Genomic DNA, 14,944 nt, shown 5'->3' with positions numbered 1-14,944 from the left:
TCGGATATCCCGCTTATCGGGGTGGAGCCTGAGGCGTAGTTGTTCTGGGCTGTCGGCCGAATGTATGAAGGGGAAGCCTCTCCGGTCAGGCTCAGCGTTCTTGGCTGTTGGCTCTACGGGGCGACCGCCTCCAGCTGCTCCGCCAGGGTCACCGCGCGCTCCGGGTCATTCCCTAGGCCGGAGTTCGCCGACCAGTTCGGTCTCGATGCCGTGGGACCGCGACCCCCAGCGTCACACGGGGCCAGCTGAGGCTCGTCGAAGGCGGCAGCGACCTTGCGCCCCCTCCTGACGTGTGCACGAGCCGGTCGTGATCCCGTCCCGCTGGGCCGCCGGCTGGGGTCGCCAACAGCAAAGACCAAAACCACCTGGGCGTCGCGCCGGCGAACCCGGCCATGACACAATCAAAACTGATCCGTCGGTGGTCAATGTCCGCCACGGTCGCTGAGGTGCCCGACGAGGCGTTGTTGCGCCGCATGCTCGCCCACCGTCTCCTGGGCGAGCCGACCTATTCGGGCACGTACGGTCCCTGCGCGAACCGCCGGGAAGCGCGCCGCTTCACAACGCGGGTATCGGAACGTCCAAGCAAACTACCCCCTGGCTGGGAGCTCGTAATGGCGCGGATAGTCCTGCGTGACAAGCCCGCGAAGAATCCTGGGGAGCGGGTTCCCGGAAAACCTCCCCTGTCTACGCTCGGCCGGGTGCTGGCCATGATGCTGGCCTTTGCGGGGGCGGTCGTATTTGCGGTGGTTCTGGCCCGGCTGACTCTGGAACCCTCGGCAGCATCCGTGCCGTTGACGCACACTAACCTGCGCCCTGGTGACTCCATCCGTGCTTATCTCGTGCAGCCCATGGCCCCTGACACAGTCAAGCAGCTCGGCGGCAATATCGTGATGGGGATACCGTTCGGTGTGCTGCTGCCGGTACTGGTACCCCGAACGCGAGGACTGGTCCGCGTAGCGGCGGCCACCGCTCTCGTGATGATCCTCGTCGAACTCGTCCAAGGCGCCCTCATTACCGGGCGCGCCTTCGACGTCGATGATGTTCTGCTCAACACCACGGGTGCCCTCATTGGTTACCTGCTGATCGGCCGCCGGCTGGGTCGCGCAGTGCATCCCCGGCGCCGCCACTGGTGGCACCGGTTCACCAAACGCCAGGTGACTGCCGAAGACCCGGCATAGGTGCGCCGCGCCGCGCCCTCTGTTCCGCCGCCCCTCGCCGGGAGCACCATGGAGTTGACCACCGGAAGCCTGAACCTGGCCTAAACCGGGCATGCGGATTTGATCTCTGTGGGCGTCTCGGGTGCTCCGGCGAGGAAGGCGACGAGGTCGGCTGGGGTGGGAAACCGTGCTGTTGACGGTGCGATCTCGTATCCGTGCTGCCCAATGAGCGGGCGGGTTTCCCGAACGGCCTCGCTGATCGTTGTGCCATCGGCAGTGAAGATCTCGCCCAGGACGGCTTGGGTGCAGAGTTTGCGCAGGTAGAGGACGGTGGCCAGGATGCGATCGGCGTCTGTGGGCTTGGGCCTGACGCCTGCACCCCTGGCCCGGCGGCGTGCGGCGCCGCGCTGTGAGTGACGCAGCTGTTCATGCTGGGCGGCCTGCGCAGTTGCCAACTGGGCAACTATGGCTGCAAGTTGCCTGCGGGGCATGCCCGTCAATTCGGGGTGGGCCAGGTCAGTGCTGGTCACTCGCGCAGCCTGTGGGGGTTTGGAGGCGCCGGCTGGGGCTGGTACCAGCCGGCCGATGGGGTGAAGGGTGTAGTTCCAGTCGCCGTGGAAGCGGTGGCGGGTCATCGTCAGCGCGTCGATCTCGGCGTCGTCGATCGTCCACACTTCAGAGGTCACAGTCTCACCACCAGAAGGACTCACATGATCACGCTCAAGAAGGAAGACGGCCCGGCGGATCTGGGTGGGGTGACTCATCTGTCCATCGGGGTGTCCTGGGACGCCACGGTCGGGGCCAGCGGCGGCCTGATGGGCAAGCTCCGCCAGAAGGTCGGCACGGACCTCGACCTCATCGCCATCGCCATGCAGGGCGCCGACCCCGTGCGGCTGGCCGGACTCGACTCGCTGGACCCGCTGGGCAACGGCTCGCTGGTGCACAGCGGCGACAACCAGACGGGGAAGGGCGAGGGCGACGACGAGACGGTGACCGTGGAGTTCTCCCGCGTGCCGTCCAACATCACGTCGATCGTGTTCGTCGCCGCCGCGTACAAGAAGCGCAGCGCCTTCCAGAACGCCCGGAACATCAGCTTCAAGGTGTACGACGCGACGGGCGGCGCCGCCCAGCAGGTCGCCGACATCTGGCCGAGCCTGCTCACCGACGACAACGGCTGCGCCGTGGCCAAGGCGATCCGGGACGGCGCGAGCTGGAAGCTCCAGGTGATCAACGAGGTCGGGAAGATCAAGCAGGGCGATGAGCGCGACCTGATGCGCTTCGCCGTCAGCAAGTAGCGCGAACACAGCAGCCGGGGGCGCCCTTCGTGGGTACCCCCGGCTGCTTGCTGCCCGCCGACTACGGCAGGTTGCGGGCCATGACGATCCGCTGGACCTGGTTCGTGCCCTCACCCCGGGCGCGCCCAGGTCGTCATCGGCGGCAGTGCCAGCGAGACGCAGGTGCTGTTCTTCACCGACGCCGAAGCCCGCGAGTGGGCCAGCACCGGCGCGGCCGCCACCGGTCCCCAGAGCGCGGGCCTCCCCACACAGCCGGGCCCGGCTGTGCTGCACAAGCCCGCCCCGCCCGCCGACTCCTTGGCCGACGCCTGGAGCGACCCGGCTCTCCCGCCCACTGAGGTCTTCTCGGCAACGTGACGGTTGCGGTGTGTGACGGGGTGCGGGTGCCCGCTCGCGGCCTAGTTCTGCGGTGCCAGGGTGCGTAGGACGCAGAACTCGTTGCCCTCGGGGTCTGCCATGACCACCCAGTTTCGGTCTGAGCCCTGGCCTACATCCGTCTTGGTGGCGCCGAGGCCCAGCAATCTTGTCACCTCGTCCTCGGTGCTGCCGTCGATCGGGCTGACGTCGAGGTGAAGCCGGTTCTTCACGGTCTTGCCCTCTGGCACCTGGATGAACAGCAGGGTGGGCGACATCTGGAGGGCCCGAACACCCTCGACGGTCGGCACCCAGGAGCCGATCTCGACCTTGCCCTCGCTCCGGTCGATCACCTTGAAGTCCAGGATTTCACACCAGAAGGCCGCGAGCTTCTCCGGGTCGTGGCAGTCAACAGCCAACTCGGTGAACCTACTTGTCACGACTCTCCCAGATAGTGCGGACGGAGCTCAGAGTATTGGCTATGCCGCTCGTCCGACGCATCCGAGATCTTCCTGACTAGGGACATCAGACGGGCTTGACCCAGCATCAGATACACGAGAAGCCCCTGGTAGGAACAGGTCTGCGAAGAACAGGTTCCGGGTACCGAGAGGCTTCACGCGTTGACCAGTATCACCTACACCGGCGTGCTCGATGTCAGCCGGGCCATGCGGTCGCTGTTCGACCGCTCGCTCAAGCACCGCATGTGGGAGGGGGCCCTGCTCGCTGCGCACCTCGCCGCCTATCTCGGCGCGCTGTTCCTGGTGCTGCCGCCCGGCAAGGCGGTCGTGTTCCTCCTCGTCCACCAGTGCCTCTTCGGTGTCTACCTTGGCTCGATCTTCGCCCCGAACCACAAGGGCATGCCTATCCTGACGGGCGCCGAGCGGCCCGACTTCCTGAGGCGCCAGGTCCTGACCTCCCGCAACGTCCGCGGAGGCCGGTTGACCGACATCCTTCTCGGCGGTCTCAACTACCAGATCGAGCACCACCTCTTCCCGAGCATGCCCAGCCCGCACCTGCGCAGGGCTCAGACCATCGTCCGCGCGTACTGCCAGGAGCTCGGGGTCAGCTACCTGGAGACCAGCCTGATCAACTCCTACCGGCAGACCCTCGCCAGTCTCCACGCGGCGGGAGCCCCCTTGAGAAGGCCGCGGACCACCTGACGCCATCCAGCCGGCACGCGGGAGGCCAGCTGGTCGGCGGGACACCGGCCGGAGCCAGGGGCACGCCGGCCGGCGCGGGTCGGACGGGGCGCAAGGGACACAGGTGGTTGCCGCCGGACGGTCTGCGGTTAACCCGGCGATGACCGCCGTGCGCCCCGCCCGTGTCACTGTTCGAGGCCGATTACCTCACCGTCGAACGCGCGAAAATCTATGTCGGCCGGAGTAGACATTGGGTGGCGGCGTGGTTATGGTTTCTCTCGTAACGCAGAGAGACCGCAGGGCCTGGCAGAGATGAACTGCCGGGCAGCAGTACCCGCAGTACGCAGTACACGTAGTTGCAGTTCGCAGGGCGGTGCGGTGGTGGAGTTTCGAAGCCAGGGTTGTTGCAGGACGGCGACGGGACTGACGACCGGACCGGGTGGCCCGCGGTGATCAGGGGCCGCCGTGAGCAGTACCGCAGTGCAGTACCCGTAAGTGCAGTTCGGCAGTACCCAGCAGTGAAGTCAGTGAGCAGTACCTCGGTGAAGGCGTCGGCTGTGGGCGCGCGCACCGGGAGGTTCGGCAGTGGGGTTCTAAGCCAGAGCGGACGCAGGATGGGCGACGGGGCTGGCTGCCGAAGCGTGACGCTTGCAGTACAAGCGGTTCGCAGTACAGCACTACCGGCAGTACAGCAGTACCAGCAGTACAAGTTCCCGTTTGGCAGGACCGAGGGAAGAACGGAGGAATTGGGCGCCATCAGGATCGCCCGGGCCGGTAGTACGTAGCCCGGGTACCGCAGGACATCGATAGTGAGGTGGTCTCCGGTCACGCATCCGCGATCCCCGCACCCCCGACAGCAACCAGGTCGGGCATGCGGAAACAGAAGGCTGGCGCAGTACTGAGGGCCGGCAGATGGTGTAGCAGTTCCTTCGGGGCCCTGGTGTCGTACGCACCAGGGCCCCTCCGTGTTCTGACCCCTTTCCCCACCTGTTTCGCAGTGAGGTGCGATGACAGCAGACGACCCGATCAGCCGTCTCGACGACGACGACTACCCCGCCTACACCATGGGCCGGGCCGCCGACATGCTCGGCACCACACCGAACTTCCTCCGCGCCATCGAAGAGGCCCGCCTCATCACCCCCCTCCGCTCCCCGGGCGGACACCGCCGCTACTCCCGCTACCAACTGCGCATCGCCGCCCGCGCCCGGGAGCTCGTCGACCAGGGCACCCCGATCGAGGCCGCCTGCCGCATCATCGTCCTCGAGGACCAGCTCGAGGAAGCCCAGCGTTTCAACGCCGAGTACCGCCGCGGCGCTGAAGCGGCCAACCCGCCAACCGCGGCCTGAGACGGTTGCGCGCCCGCCGGACACCGGCGGGCCCCGGGCGCCCGTGTCGGGCCGCGGAGCCGAGTGGTCAGCGGTCCACCGCTTTCAGCCCGGACGCTATGACGGCCCCGTTGGTGACATTGACGTATCTGGTTGGCGGGGGCCACTTCGCTGCCTCGTGGCGGTGAAGTGGCTCCGGTTCGGTCGCTGTTTCACCCTGCCGAGGTGCGCGGGCCGTGCCATTCGCAGAAGAGGACGGTGGCGTCGTCCTCCAGTCGTCCCTGGTGGTAGTCCATGACGGCGTGCATGAGACGGCGCAGGGTCTCGTCGAGGGGGAGGTTGTCGGCGTGGTGGCGGATGATGAAGTCGGTGAAGCGTTCCACGCCGAACTCGCGGCCCTTGGTGTCGCGGGCTTCGGTGATGCCGTCGGTGAACAGCAGCAGCCGGTCGCCGGGCTCCAGCTGTTCGGTGCTCTGTGCGATCGGCAGGTTGAACCCGCTGCCCATGGGCCCGGCGGGCGGGCAGTGAAGCGTGCTGGCCCAGCGGCCGCCGCGGATCAGCACCGGCAGCAGGTGTCCGCGGTTGACCCAGCTGAATTTTCCGGTGTCCAGTTCCAGGTCGGCGAGGATGCCGGTGGCGTAGCGGCTGTGTCCGAACTGCTCGACCAGGGTGTCCTCGATGGCCGCACTGGCGTCGGGGATGCTCGTGCCGGCACGGCGGTGGCTGCGGCAGGTGGCCATGGCCAGGGCTGCGGTCAGGCCGGCGGACGTGTCGTGGCCCATGGCGTCGAAGACCGCCAGGTGCAGGACGTCCTCGGCCACCGCGTACTCAAAGGCGTCCCCGGCCACCTCGTAGGCCGGTTCCATGAAGGCGCTGACCGTGACCCGCCGGTCGGAGAACGTCCGCGGCGGCATCATGCTCCACTGCAGTTCCGCCTGTATCCCCATCGGCCGGACGCGGGTCAGCCGGGCGTGGGAGTCGCTGTTGGCCCGCTTGGAGGTCAGCAGCAGCCCGGCCATCGACGCCAGCGCCCGCATGACCTCCGCATCGGGCCTGCCCCCATCCCCGTCGCCGGGCTCGACGAGCAGGACCCCCAGGCGTTCAGCTCCGTCCCGCACCGGCACCCAGCACGCCCCGCCACGGGCCGGCGCCGTGACCTCGGCCGTCTGGTACGTGCGGCCGGGCAATGTGCCCTCGATCGTGTACTCCTCGCCGCCCTTGCCGGCGCTCAGACCGATGCCGGTGACCTCGCGCAGCACCTCCTCCTGGAGATCCGCCACGAACAGCCGCGCCCCGCCCGCACCGGCTTCCTTCGCGGCATCGTCGAGAAGGCGGGGCAACTGCTCGAACGGCGCCGTGTGACTGGCCTCCAGCAGGCCGGTCAGCGCCCCTGCCAAGCCGAGCGCCGTCACACCCGTCTCCTCGGCCCAGGCCCCAGCCCGCCGCCGACATATTCCTCTTCTGCCATGACCCATCCCCACCAGCGCACGACCGCACAGGCCCGCGAATAAACAAACGCATACGCCACCGGGAACCACAGGACCCAAGCCCGAAGAAGCGACACCGGCGCGCCCACCCCGGGCCCTCGGCGAGGGGCCGGCCAGGACAGCGATCCCCGCAAGTCTCCCACCCTGCTGGCGCGGACCGCGTGTCTCGGGTCCACCGTGCTCGGCGAACGGTGGGGATCATTCCGTTCACCGCGCAGCGCACCGTGTGGCCGCTGGAATCGTTCTACGTCCACGACGACACCACGGCACGGTGCTGGAGACGCTGGCGGCAGAGATCAAGGTGACCCCGCCGCGCTGGATCGCCGACTACATTCGCCGGCCTCGCGGAGATGGCCGTGTACGGCGACGCCGCCCGCGCCCATCCAGGCCGCGATCACCGCCTTGGAGTGAACCTCCCGCAATTACTCGCAACCTTGTTGAGGACTGCCCCCAACGCTGCGTAGCGTCGAAGTCACCGACGGATCGCCAGCCGGAGAGGCCGCCTGCCGCATCATCGTCCTCCAGGATCAGCTCGAAGAGGCCCAGCGCTTCAACGCCGAGCACCGCCGCGGCGCTGAAGCGAGCCCGCCGACCGCGGCCTGAGACGGTTGCGCGCCCGCCGGATACCGGCGGGCCCCGGGCACCCATGCCGGGGCGCGAGGCATGAGGCGTTTCCTGTGGTGACAGGGCGTGCGGAGGGCCCGGCGGGCGGGGAGGCTCACGACGTGCCCGTGGGCGTACCCTGCCTGTCGTCCCTGCCCTTTCGGACTGGGCCCGGCAGTCCATGTCGATCGAGCCCACGCGTTTGCTAACGACGCAGATCGGAGCGGGTACTGCTCCCGCCCGCGGCGCCTCCGGTGCCCCAGGCCGCTTTGGGGTACCAACTCTTTCGCCTCGCCGGGCAACTTGGCGGGGCCGGAAAGCTTGCCTGCCCAGCACGGCCAGGACGCCGGGGCGCGTGCGACGCTACCCTGGGGTTCCGGTAGTGCGCGGGCGTTACGGCAGGGTCGGGAACGCCGCCGGCTTCGTCTTGCCCGGGATGTAGTCGAAGTTGGGCGTGAGCGTGCCGAAGAGGCTGCCGGCGCGCGGGGCTGTGGCTCCGGTGCCCGCCGCGAAGAGGTTGGCGGCTTCCTGGGTGACGTAGAACGGGGCCTTCTTGATGCGGAAGCCCGTGGTGCTCGGGCGGGAGCCGGCCATGACCTCGGCGTAGGTGGACTCGGCGATCGTGACTTCCTCAAGGAGCGGCTTGCCGTCGATCGAGACGCCTGCGGAGTAGGCGGGCGTCGGCATGACGCGGATGAACGTGGACTTCAGGGTGATCGTCTTACCGGATCGGGCGTGGTGGACGTTGAGGCCGCCGGGGTAGAAGATGCGGCCCTTGGTGTCGAGGCCGTCGCCGGCCGTCGAGCCGATGGGCATGCTGAAGCCGCGGCCGTCGGCGTCCATCACGAACGGGCTGATGGCCTCCAGAGTGATGCCCTCGCGCTCCATCCAGGCGAGAGTCTCGTCACCGATCTCCACCTGGGCGTCGCCCCAGGGGGAGATGTAGGCGCCCGGCAGCGGCTCGGCGGCGGCTGCCGTCCTGGTGGTGTGGGCCGGCTGCTGGGCGGCCGCCCCGGACGAGGCCAGGCCGAGCGGGACGGAGAGCGCGGCCGCGGCGGCGAGGACGGTGAGACGGCGGAGCGCGTGCATACGCATAAAACGATTCCAGTCTGTGAGGGGTGGGGAAGGCACCGGAACTCATCCCGGGAGACCCCAACAAGGGGGACGAGAACCCGAGTTCAACGACGCGGTCGAAGATCGACTCCACGGTGAGTATGTCCATCGATGCATGGCTTTGCGACCACACTGGGCCGTCTGTTAGGCCATTCGAGGGGAAAGAGTCACACGACGGGTGATGCGCGCCTCGTAACGGTCACTCCAAGATCACGGGCGCTGTTGGCTGGAGAGACCCCCACCCCCACAGCCCTGGAGACACGCATGCCAGGAACCCCCAGAACGTCCCGATCCACCTCGCCGTCCCGCAGGCGGATCGCCGTCCTCGCCGCCACGACCCTCGCGCTCACCGCCGCTGCCCTGTCCGGGCAGTTCACGGGCACCAGCGAAGCGGGCGGGCACATCGACGCCCCCTCGGCCGTGCTCGACTCCCCGACGGACCTGACCGACGTGTACGCCTTCACCAGCCCGGACGACACGGACATGGTGACGCTCATCGCGAACGTCCGCCCCTTCCAGGTGCCGGGCACCGCGGCCAACGCGCTGGTGGACTTCCCGTTCGCGACCGGTGCCCGGTACGAGATCCACACGGACGCCGACGGCGACGGGGCCCCCGACACCACGTACCGCTGGATCTTCCGGGACGAGGACCGCCGGCCCTTCGGCGCGGGGCCGAAGGTCGGTCCCCTGCCGGTGAACTCGCTCGACGACCGGGCGCTCGGGGTACGACAGAAGTACACCCTGGAGAAGGTCACCGCGGGCCGAACCGTCCAGACGCTGCTGAAGGACGCGATCGCCTCCCCCACCCACACCGGCCGGGCCCTGATGCCCGACTACGGCAAGCTGCGGAAGCAGGCGATCCGCCAACTCCCCGGTGGCGGCCGGACCATGGCCACACAGGCGGCCGAGTCGTTCAAGGTGGACACCCAGGTCTTCGGCCTCTACACGGTCGGCACCCGCGGCCCGGTACCGGGCTGGCTGCCCGACGCCCAGCCCCTGTCGGCGCTGAACGTGAACAGCCTGGTCCTGCAGGTGCCCAAGAGCGAGGTCGCCCTGAACGGCGACCCCAAGCGCAACCCGGTCATCGGCGTATGGGCGTCCGTCTCCCGCCAGGGCGCGAACCTGGAGCGCCCTCTCGCGGAGCAGGCTCCCACCTTCCGGCAGGTCTCCCGGCAGGGCACCCCACACGTCGCGTTCGCACTGTTCGGCTCCACCATCGGGCTGGCCAAGCCGGGCGGCCCCGAGGACCGGTACCAGGCCCGCCTGCCGAAGGACGACCACCTAGAGGGCGACTTCCTGGCCGCCACCCTCGACCCCGTACCACCGCACCGGATCGAGAAGGCACAGGGCCGCACAGCGCCGGCGACCCCGCGCCACGACATCCAGGCCCTGTTCATGAAGGGCATCGGCAAGGACAACGGAGCCGCGTTCGGCTTTGACCTCAACACCCACACGATGAACGCCGACGCCGACCCGCAGCGCATCGTGCCCGCCGAGCAACTGCGCCTGAACCTCACCACCCCCGTCACCACCGCCCCGAAGGCGCACGGCGTCCTCGACGGGGACCTCCAGGGCTTCCCGAACGGACGGCGACTCAACGACAACATCGACGGCCCGCTGATCCGGATGCTGGAGGGCGAGCCCGCCGGGCCGTCCGCCGCCGGGCTCCTCCCGAAGCCGGTCGCCAGTCTCGAGCCCGCGGACGCCCAGAGCGTCTTCCCGTACGTCAACCTCCCGCACGCGGGCCCGTGAGGCGTCTGATCAGCGCCGTGGGTGCGGCGGCGGCCGTGGCCGGGTGTGTGGCGGGACTGCTTCATCTCGGTCCCGACACCTCCCGGCCCCAGGCCAGGCCGCGGACCGTCGCCGCCCCCGCGGGCGCCCACAGCGCGGGCATCAGCCCTGTCGATGCCGCCCGCAAGGCGACAGCGGCATACCCGCAGGACCCGGCCGCCTGGGCCGGCCTGGCACGCGCCGAGATCGAACAAGCCCGCACCACCCTCGACACGGCCCGGCTCGACGCCGCCGAGACGGCGCTGCGCCGCTCCCTCGCACTCGACGGCACGGACAACTACGGCGCCGTGACCGGCCAGGGGCTGCTCGCCAACGCCCGGCACGAGTTCGCTCAGGGACGCGCGTATGGACTGCGCGCCACCCGGATGGCACCCGACCGGCCCGACGGATACGCCGTACTCGCGGACGCCGAGATCCAGCTCGGGAACTATCCGCAGGCGCGCACGGCCGTACAGCGGATGCTCGACATCGCCCCCGCCACAGCCGCCTACAGCAGAGCCGCCTACGACCTGGAGACCAACGGCAGACCCGAGGACGCCGCCCTCGCGCTCCAACGGGCCCTGGACAGTGCCGTCACCGACGACGAACGATCCTTCACTCAGGCACGACTCGGCGACCTCGCCTGGTCCCGGGGCAAGCTGGACGAGGCGGAACGGCACTACCGGCGTGCCCTGGCCGCCGTGCCGGACCATCCGTACGGGCAGGCCGGCATCGCCCGGGTCACCGCCGCACGCGGACATACCGGCAAGGCACTCGAGCTGTACGCGCGGCTCGTCGAACGGACCCCGCTGCCCCAGTTCCTGCTGGAGACACTGGAACTTCGACAGGCGACCGGCGACTTCCGCCAGGGGAGCGAGCGGGCCGCCATGTCGGCACAGGTACGGATGGTCCGCGCGGACGGCAGTCCCGTCGACCCGCATCTCATCCTCTACGCAGCCGACCACGGCGACCCCAAGATCGCGGTGGAACTCGGGCGCAGGGAATGGAAGCACGCCCGCAGCGTCATCGTCGCCGACGCACTTGGTTGGGCGCTGCACCGCGCGGGGCAGGACACCGAGGCCCTCACCTACGCACGCCGGGCCGCCGCGACCGGCTGGAAGAACGCGCTGTTCCTCCACCACCGGGGCACGATCGAGCAGGCACTCGCCATGCCCGAAGGCTCCCGCCATCTGAGCGAGGCCGCCGCCCTGAACCCCCACCCCTTCCCTCACCACCCCGCCCCGGACAGGTAGTCGATGAAGCTTCCACGCCGCGCGTCTGCCGTCGCGGCGCCCCTGCTCGTGCTGCTCGGCCTGACCCCCCTACCGACGGCCCACGCCCACCCACTGGGCAACTTCAGCATCAACCACCACGACGGACTACGCCTGTCGCACGACCGCATCGAGGACACCGCCGTCGTCGACAGCGCGGAGATCCCCACCGCCCAGGACCAGGACGCCACGGACACCGACCGCGACGGGACGATCTCACCGGCGGAAGCCGCGCACCGGGCAGCCGAGCGGTGCGCCCGACTCGCCGGCCGCAGCAGGCTCTCGGTGGGCGGGGAGCGCATCGCCTGGACGGTGGGGCTTTCCACCCTGACGTACGGGAAGGGGGCAGCGTCAGTTCCCGTCGCCCGGCTGACCTGCACCCTGCGGGCCGACGCCGACCTCTCCCGGCCCGCCGAGGTCTCCTTCGTCTCGGGGGCGGATGTGACACGGACCGGCTGGAAGGAGGTCACCGCCGTCCCCGGCGACCGCGTACGGCTGGCGGCGTCATCGGTTCCCTCCAAGAGCCCGAGCGACGCGCTCCGCCACTACCCGCCGGACGGGGCCGAACAGCCGCTCGACGTGACCGCGGCGGAACTGCGTACAGGCCCGGGGACGGGCGGGGCCGCAGCTCCCGGTGACGAGGCGGCGGCAGTGCAGGCGGTGGACCGCGGCACCGTGCTCTTCCCGGCGCTGGAGCAACGTCTCGCCGGCCTGACCGCGGGCCGGGACCTCACGTGGCCGGTGGGTCTCCTCGCCGTCCTGTTGACCTTGCTCCTGGGCGCGGGCCACGCGGCACTGCCCGGACACGCCAAACTTGCCGTCGCCGCCTGCCTGGCCCGCCGCCAAGGCGGCGTCCGCGCCGCTCTCGCGGTCGGCACGACCGTCACGGCCACCCACACCGCCGGGGTCCTGGTCATGGGCCTGCTCCTCACCGCGGGCGCAGGATTCGTCGGGGAGCGACTGCTGGGATGGCTGGGGGCGATGAGCGGCGCGGTGATCGCGGTACTGGGGATGGTGCTTGCGGTGACGGCGGTACGGGCCCTGCGGACCGGGCACCCAGCGGCACACCGGCACCACGGACACAGCCACGGACACGCTCACGGGCATGGCCACCACCACGCCCACCCTCACATTCATGCGCACGAGCCGGGGCACGGCCACGGGGGCGCTCACTCACACAGCCACGGCGACGACGCGCGCGAGACCGACTCCCGCGAGGGGAAGAGCCGGCGGCGCACCGGCCTGCCCGCGCTCCTCGGCGTAGGACTCGCGGCCGGCCTCGTACCCAGCCCGTCGGCCCTCGTCGTCCTGCTCGGCGCCATCGCCCTGAGCCGGACCTTCTTCGGCGTCCTGCTCGTCATCGGCTACGGCCTGGGCATGGCCCTCACCCTGACCGCCGCCGGCCTGCTGCTCTCCGGCGGCGGAACCAGGCTCGCTGCTCTGGGCGAACGCCGCCTGCCCTCCCTGCGCCGCTACACCCGCTACGCGACCCTCCTCACCGCTCTCGCCGTCCTCACCGTAGGCGCCAGCCTCACGCTGCGAAGCCTTCTCACCCTCTGAAAGCTCGTTGAAGGCTGTTCAGGATGTCGGGGCTTCGCCCGCTGCCGGCTGGCTGTGGTGTGGATCCTTCCAGGAGCGACGCTGCGCCGTAATGCGGCCTATCTGATGGATCGCGTGTCTGTCTCCCGCTTTCCCCGGCCCTGCTGGCCCGCGCGGACCGGGGCCTCGCCCGGTTCCTCGGTCAGCACGGCCAGGACCAAGACGACAGGCCCGGCGACGGCGAGGACACCCAGCGGTGACCGCCGGCCACCCGCGCGACGACGCTCCCGGCAGCGAGGCCCGCCATGCACACCAGCTCCCACACGGTCCTTTACGACCCCGACGGCCTGATCGAAGCCGGGCTCCCGCTCGATCGCGAACCGTACGAGTGCCTCGTCACGGCCGTCCTTGCGTGGACCGGCGAGGACATGCTCAGCACCCGCGACTTGGAGCAGATCGCCCTCCATCTCACTGGCCACGCCCGCGCCGTCGCCTCCGACGTCCGCCGCCGCGCCGGCCAGCTGCCGAAGAACAGCGGACCCAAGGCGCTCGCCGACGTCGTCCTGCGCGAGGCGGAAGGCCGGCTGTCCATGATGATCGAGGGCATTGTGCGCTGCGTTCAGAACCGCGCCCGCCTCGTCCGCGCCCATGTGCCTGGATGGCCCGTGATGGGTTTGTTGCGTCGGTATGGTGCGCTTGTTTTGCTCGATCAACAGAAGGATGAGGATGCGCGTTCAGAAGCCCGCCCGCACCGCCCTGACGGCCACCGCTGCGGCTCTGCTGCTGTCGGCGGCGGTTACTCCTGCCCAGGCGGACGTCCCGGCCAAGGGCGAAACGTTCGTCATCTCGACGGAGTTCGAGGGCAAGACCCTGTGCGCGACGACCCACAAGCCAGACACCAGTGAAGCGGTTTACCCGCTTGTGGAGTGCAACACTGAGGCACCGGAACAGCAGTGGAAGCGCACCGCCAACGGCAAGTTCTTCCAGAACGTCGCGAGCGGATGGTGCCTCGACGACAGCGTCGCGCGTCGCAAGGCGTGGTGCGAGAGGGCGACAGCGGGCCCCTCCGTGTGGCAGCAGGGAAGTCAGGGCCGGGTGTGGAAGCAGTATCCCAATGGGACGAAGACGTACCTGGTGCCCGCGCGGCACAAGTTCCACGGCCCCGTCATCGACTTCCTCGCCGATGGGCGACCCGGGAGCGCGCCCCCGTTCCGCTTCGAGGTCGTGAAGCAGGGCTGACCACCTGACCCATAACAACCAGCGGCCCTCCACCGGCTCGACCGGTGGAGGGCCGCTGGTTGTTCCGAGTCGATCAGGAATACGGCGCAGGCCCGGCCCCCGAGTAAATCGGAGGGCAGGGCCTGGCTCGTATGCGTAGCCGAAGACCGCCACGTGGACTTCGCGGCTCCTGCGCGCTGGCGGCTAGCTGGCCGTTCGCGCGTGGCACCGGGGCTCACCACCTGCTTGTCTTTGTCTCGGTCGTCTGCTGAACGACCGGGTGAGCGTGACGCACTATGGGGGCTTGGGGACACGCTGCCGCTTCTCCCGGGTCACAACTCCCGGGATTCGGCCGCCTACCGGCTCCTCGCGCTGCGGCTGTGAAACCGCCATCCCTCAGATCCCAGACGACCGCCAGCGTGGTCCCGGCCTCGTCCAGGAGGAAGCCAACCACGGTGATGTCCCCTGCTGGCGGCGTCACTCGCGCGGAGTCCGGAAGACCACTCTGGAGAGTGACGCCGGGCCGCCCCGCAGCCCGAGGCGCATTCTGCAACACAGCTCTGCAACACGAGAGTGCAACAGGACCCGTTGCGCGCTGACCTGCTGGAACGCCTGCAAAAGGCGGAGGGCGGGGTGTGTGTTGCGCTCCGTGTTGCAGGGTCGTGCCGATGTC

At 69.5% G+C, this 14,944-nt stretch carries 11 protein-coding genes and 5 pseudogenes; 12 read left to right on the top strand and 4 right to left on the bottom strand.

Annotated features, from left to right (window positions below):
• Positions 1-446: 446 nt before the first annotated feature.
• On the top strand, positions 447-1,178 hold the full coding sequence (locus tag AC1P0E_RS32350) for a VanZ family protein (RefSeq protein ID WP_482746030.1): 732 nt from the start codon (positions 447-449) through the stop codon (positions 1,176-1,178).
• Between the two features lie 80 nt (positions 1,179-1,258).
• Here AC1P0E_RS32350 and AC1P0E_RS32345 read toward each other — a convergent pair.
• A pseudogene (locus tag AC1P0E_RS32345) lies at positions 1,259-1,813 on the bottom strand (ISAzo13 family transposase); the annotation flags it as partial.
• A gap of 54 nt (positions 1,814-1,867) precedes the next feature.
• On the opposite strand from AC1P0E_RS32345, the gene AC1P0E_RS32340 reads away from it, so the two are divergent.
• Both AC1P0E_RS32340 and AC1P0E_RS32335 read left to right on the top strand, forming a co-directional pair.
• Entirely contained in the window at positions 1,868-2,452 is a 585-nt protein-coding gene (locus tag AC1P0E_RS32340) for a TerD family protein (RefSeq protein WP_482746029.1), read from the top strand.
• Between the two features lie 162 nt (positions 2,453-2,614).
• Positions 2,615-2,809 carry a hypothetical protein gene (locus AC1P0E_RS32335; RefSeq protein ID WP_482746028.1) on the top strand — a complete coding sequence of 65 codons (195 nt, stop codon included), beginning with the start codon at positions 2,615-2,617 and terminating at the stop codon, positions 2,807-2,809.
• Between the two features lie 41 nt (positions 2,810-2,850).
• On the opposite strand, the gene AC1P0E_RS32330 is transcribed toward AC1P0E_RS32335, so the two are convergent.
• Entirely contained in the window at positions 2,851-3,246 is a 396-nt protein-coding gene (locus AC1P0E_RS32330) for a VOC family protein (protein ID WP_482746027.1), read from the bottom strand.
• Positions 3,247-3,471: 225 nt separating this feature from the next.
• Between AC1P0E_RS32330 and AC1P0E_RS32325 the strand changes: the two are divergent.
• Together AC1P0E_RS32325 and AC1P0E_RS32320 are read left to right on the top strand one after the other, a co-directional pair.
• A pseudogene (locus AC1P0E_RS32325) lies at positions 3,472-3,966 on the top strand (acyl-CoA desaturase); the annotation flags it as partial.
• A gap of 986 nt (positions 3,967-4,952) precedes the next feature.
• Entirely contained in the window at positions 4,953-5,291 is a 339-nt protein-coding gene (locus AC1P0E_RS32320) for a MerR family transcriptional regulator (protein WP_482746026.1), read from the top strand.
• A 191-nt stretch (positions 5,292-5,482) separates the two neighbouring features.
• On the opposite strand, the gene AC1P0E_RS32315 is transcribed toward AC1P0E_RS32320, so the two are convergent.
• Positions 5,483-6,682 (bottom strand): PP2C family protein-serine/threonine phosphatase, encoded by a 1,200-nt coding sequence (locus AC1P0E_RS32315; protein WP_482746025.1) that lies wholly within the window; start codon positions 6,680-6,682, stop codon positions 5,483-5,485.
• A gap of 263 nt (positions 6,683-6,945) precedes the next feature.
• On the opposite strand from AC1P0E_RS32315, the pseudogene AC1P0E_RS32310 reads away from it, so the two are divergent.
• Positions 6,946-7,168, top strand: a pseudogene (locus AC1P0E_RS32310) (transcriptional regulator); the annotation flags it as partial.
• Between the two features lie 81 nt (positions 7,169-7,249).
• A pseudogene (locus tag AC1P0E_RS32305) lies at positions 7,250-7,360 on the top strand (MerR family transcriptional regulator); the annotation flags it as partial.
• A 393-nt stretch (positions 7,361-7,753) separates the two neighbouring features.
• Here the strand turns inward: AC1P0E_RS32305 and AC1P0E_RS32300 are convergent.
• Positions 7,754-8,455 (bottom strand): hypothetical protein, encoded by a 702-nt coding sequence (locus tag AC1P0E_RS32300; RefSeq protein ID WP_482746024.1) that lies wholly within the window; start codon positions 8,453-8,455, stop codon positions 7,754-7,756.
• Positions 8,456-8,737: 282 nt separating this feature from the next.
• On the opposite strand from AC1P0E_RS32300, the gene AC1P0E_RS32295 reads away from it, so the two are divergent.
• The 5 genes and pseudogenes from AC1P0E_RS32295 to AC1P0E_RS32275 all read left to right on the top strand — a co-directional run bounded on the left by AC1P0E_RS32295 (position 8,738) and on the right by AC1P0E_RS32275 (position 14,292).
• The gene (locus tag AC1P0E_RS32295) at positions 8,738-10,225 is read left to right on the top strand and encodes a DUF4331 domain-containing protein (RefSeq protein ID WP_482746023.1); all 1,488 of its coding nucleotides are present in this window, start codon (positions 8,738-8,740) and stop codon (positions 10,223-10,225) included.
• Complete coding sequence (locus AC1P0E_RS32290; protein ID WP_482746022.1) at positions 10,222-11,496, top strand: tetratricopeptide repeat protein; 1,275 nt, start codon at positions 10,222-10,224, stop codon at positions 11,494-11,496. The genes AC1P0E_RS32295 and AC1P0E_RS32290 overlap by 4 nt, the downstream gene beginning before the upstream one ends.
• Before the next feature lie 3 nt (positions 11,497-11,499).
• Positions 11,500-13,074: a nickel transporter gene (locus AC1P0E_RS32285; protein WP_482746021.1), complete on the top strand. Its 1,575-nt coding sequence runs from the start codon at positions 11,500-11,502 to the stop codon at positions 13,072-13,074.
• 284 nt (positions 13,075-13,358) lie between these two features.
• Positions 13,359-13,700: pseudogene (locus AC1P0E_RS32280) on the top strand (DUF6415 family natural product biosynthesis protein); the annotation flags it as partial.
• Positions 13,701-13,779: 79 nt separating this feature from the next.
• Positions 13,780-14,292: a hypothetical protein gene (locus AC1P0E_RS32275; protein WP_482746317.1), complete on the top strand. Its 513-nt coding sequence runs from the start codon at positions 13,780-13,782 to the stop codon at positions 14,290-14,292.
• Positions 14,293-14,944 lie beyond the last annotated feature (652 nt).

The organism is Streptomyces sp. TRD_SC_5, assembly GCF_056836825.1.
Note: the sequence above shows the minus strand (reverse complement) of the source record. Positions and strands in the feature narration are given on the sequence as shown.

Excerpts from the sequence above, each read along its gene's own strand:
- AC1P0E_RS32285 (WP_482746021.1), top strand. The coding sequence starts at position 11,500 with ATGAAGCTTCCACGCCGCGCGTCTGCCGTCGCGGCGCCCCTGCTCGTG.
- AC1P0E_RS32320 (WP_482746026.1), top strand. The coding sequence starts at position 4,953 with ATGACAGCAGACGACCCGATCAGCCGTCTCGACGACGACGACTACCCC.
- AC1P0E_RS32340 (WP_482746029.1), top strand. The coding sequence starts at position 1,868 with ATGATCACGCTCAAGAAGGAAGACGGCCCGGCGGATCTGGGTGGGGTG.
- AC1P0E_RS32275 (WP_482746317.1), top strand. The coding sequence starts at position 13,780 with ATGCGCGTTCAGAAGCCCGCCCGCACCGCCCTGACGGCCACCGCTGCG.
- AC1P0E_RS32295 (WP_482746023.1), top strand. The coding sequence starts at position 8,738 with ATGCCAGGAACCCCCAGAACGTCCCGATCCACCTCGCCGTCCCGCAGG.
- AC1P0E_RS32300 (WP_482746024.1), bottom strand. The coding sequence starts at position 8,455 with ATGCGTATGCACGCGCTCCGCCGTCTCACCGTCCTCGCCGCCGCGGCC.